General features: G+C 64.8%; 3 protein-coding genes. 2 read left to right on the top strand and 1 reads right to left on the bottom strand.

Annotated elements, in window-relative coordinates; translation table 11 throughout:
* Positions 1-4 precede the first annotated feature (4 nt).
* The gene (ggt, locus tag SH809_04545; GenBank protein ID MDZ4698956.1) at positions 5-1,768 is read right to left on the bottom strand and encodes a gamma-glutamyltransferase; all 1,764 of its coding nucleotides are present in this window, start codon (positions 1,766-1,768) and stop codon (positions 5-7) included.
* 82 nt (positions 1,769-1,850) lie between these two features.
* Here ggt and SH809_04540 point away from each other — a divergent pair, with 82 nt between their 5' ends.
* The gene (locus SH809_04540) at positions 1,851-2,147 is read left to right on the top strand and encodes a hypothetical protein (protein ID MDZ4698955.1); all 297 of its coding nucleotides are present in this window, start codon (positions 1,851-1,853) and stop codon (positions 2,145-2,147) included.
* An 87-nt stretch (positions 2,148-2,234) separates the two neighbouring features.
* Positions 2,235-2,831 (top strand): amidohydrolase family protein, encoded by a 597-nt coding sequence (locus SH809_04535; GenBank protein MDZ4698954.1) that lies wholly within the window; start codon positions 2,235-2,237, stop codon positions 2,829-2,831.
* Positions 2,832-2,951 lie beyond the last annotated feature (120 nt).

Here is a 2,951-nt window from a genome sequence, read left to right as displayed (position 1 = left end):
GGGGTTAATAGCCGGCTACCATGCCGTCTTTGCGCATTTCGGTGGCGCCGTGGTAGACGCCGGTGCGTGGGTCTCGGACGATGGCCTGGTAGCCACCGAACGCGCCTTTGTTCACCTTCACGAGGTGGCCACGGGCACGGAGGCCTTCGACGACCTCGGGGGAGACGCCGCTTTCCACGTTAACGACGCCGCCCTCAGTCATGACGGTTCCGGTGGGTTCGCTGCTGCCTTCATGGCGGTAGCGGGCCGCGTCGCCGGCTTCCTGGAGGTCCATCCCGAAATCAAGGAGATTCATGAGGACCTGCACATGGCCCTGGGGCTGCATAGCGCCCCCCATTACGCCAAAACTCATGAACGGCTCCCCGTCTTTCATGACGAATGCCGGGATGATCGTATGGAAGGGCCGTTTGTTTGGCGCATAGACGTTCGGGTGGCCTTCCTCAAGGGCGAACAGCGCGCCGCGGTCCTGGAACATGAAGCCCAGCCCGTCCGGCACGAGGCCACTGCCGAGGCCGAGGTAGTTGCTCTGGATGAGCGAGACCATCATGCCGTCTTTGTCGGCCACCGTCATGTAGATCGTATCGCCGTTTTCGAGCTGCGCGGCGCCTTCTTCGAGGCGCTGCATGGCGCGGTCCATCCGGATTGTTTCGCGCTGGCGGGCGGCGTAGTCCTTGGACAGCAGTTGATCGACCGGTACGTCGTAGAAATGCGGATCGGCGTAGTACCGGGCGCGGTCCTCGAATGCCAGCTTTTTGGCTTCTATCTGGACGTGCAGATAGTCCGCGCTATTATGCCCCATCGCGGCGAGGTCGTAGTCTTCCAGGATGTTAAGCATCTGGAGGGCGGCCATCCCCTGGCCGGGGGGCGGCAGTTCGTAGACATCGTACCCGCGGTAGTTGATCGACACCGGGTCGATCCACTCGCCCTGATGGCCGGCGAAATCTTCCTTCCGCAGCGGGCCGCCGATCCGGCGCATGTAGGCGTCCATCACATCCGCCAGTTCGCCTTCGTAGTAGGCGGCGCGGCCGCCCTCGGCGATGGCCGTATAGGTACGGGCGAGGTCCGGGTTGCGAAACACCTCACCCACGAGCGGGGCGCGGCCGTCGATGAGGTAGGTGGAGCGGAAGTTGGCCATCTCCTCGATGTCCGCCGCCGCGGCCTCGATAGCGTTGACGTTGAGGGACCAGTCGTACGCGATGATCTGGGAGACAGCGAAGCCATCGCCGGCGTAGTCGATGGCCGGCGCGAGGACCTCCGCCATGGGGAGTTTGCCGAAGCGCTCGTGGAGCGCGAACCAGCCGTCGACCGCGCCGGGTATCGACACCGAGAGCGAGCCGCGATCCGGGATGGCGCTTTTACCCCTGGCCGTCAACCGGGCCTTGAGTTCAGCGAGGGACTGCCCGCGCGGCGATCTACCACTGCCGTTGTAGCCGTAGAGGCGGTCGGTCGCGGGGTCGTAGACGATGGCGAACAGGTCCCCGCCAATGCCGCAGCTGACCGGTTCCATGAGCCCCAGCGTGGCATTGGCCGCGATGGCGGCGTCGATCGCCGTGCCGCCTTTTTTGAGGATGTCGATGGCGACCTGGGAGGCGAGCGGGTGGCTGGTGGCGGCGATGCCGTTGCGGGCGAGCACCGCGCTGCGGGTGGCGAAGGGGAGGCCGACTTCCCGGTCGCCGCCGCCCTGGCCGGCGGCCGGGCGAGCGACAAGCACCGTAAGCGACAGCGCCAGCATCAGCGCGATGGGGGAAAACGAGGCGTCCATGTTCATTGTACGTTGCGGATGAAAGAGGTATGATAGGCGATGGCCCGATCCCTAAAATCAACGTTACGCGCTTAATCTGCAATTCCACATGAAGCTCACGGGTATTCTGCTGGTGGTGGCGCCGGCGGCGGTCAATGTAGGAACCATGATCGGCCACGGCACCGTGCGAAGCGAAGTACTGGGACGGGCCGACCATCCCCCTTCTGGAACCGAGCTGGATCGGATGAAACAGCTGGTCGACATCACCATGCGGGAGGGGCCCCTGGGCCTGTCGTCCGGCCTGATATATGTGCCCGGCGCTTTTGCGACGACCGAGGAGGTGATCGCCCTGGCGCGGGTGGCGGGGCAACACGGCGGGATCTTCATCAGCCACATGCGGGACTAAGGGCTTAAGGTCATGGAGAGTATCCACGAAACGATTCGAATCGGTGAGGAGGGCCGGCTGCCCGTGCAGATCACCCACATAATGTGATTGGCAGATCCATGTGGGGGACCAGCATGGAAACCCTCCGGCTGGTGGACGAGGCGCGCACGCTGGGGATCGACATCACCCTGGCTCTCCCCGTACACCGCGTCGAGCACGAATCTGTCGGTCTTATTTCCCCCCTGGAGCCTGGAAGGGGAGCAAGAAGACCTCGTCGCCCGGCTTCGCGACCCCGGGACGCGGGCCCGCATAAAAGAGGCCGTCGTGTTCAGTCTGAACGAGGGCCGGGGCGGCGGCACCGCGGAGCCGTCGGTAGGTCTACCTCATCCGCGCCATTACGGCACCTTCGCGCGGGTGCTGGGTATGTATGTCCGTAGCGAAAATGTGCTGGCTTTCCCGGACGCCATCCGCAAGATGAGCAGCCTGCCTGCCTGGCGCCTCGGGCTGTCCGATCGCGGCGTGTTGCGCGCTGGCGCCTACGCCGACGTGGCGGTGATCAACCCCCATACGGTGGACGAGCGCGCCACGTACGACGATCCCCACCAGTACAGCACGGGCGTCGATCACGTGTTCGTCAACGGCCAGGCCGTGCTGCTCGATGGCGCCCCGACGGGTGTCCGCGCCGGCCGCGTGTTGCGGCGGTAACGGTTGACGCCATGTGTGGCGGTGACGGTAGTGGAGACGCCATGTGTGGCGTGACGGTAGTGGAGACGCCATGTTTGGCGTGACGGTAGTGGAGACGCCATGTTTGGCGTGACGGTAGTG

This window comes from Rhodothermales bacterium (assembly GCA_034439735.1).
In the GTDB taxonomy this organism is placed as follows: Bacteria; Bacteroidota; Rhodothermia; order Rhodothermales; family JAHQVL01; genus JAWKNW01.
This window is presented reverse-complemented; position numbering and strand designations above follow the sequence as displayed.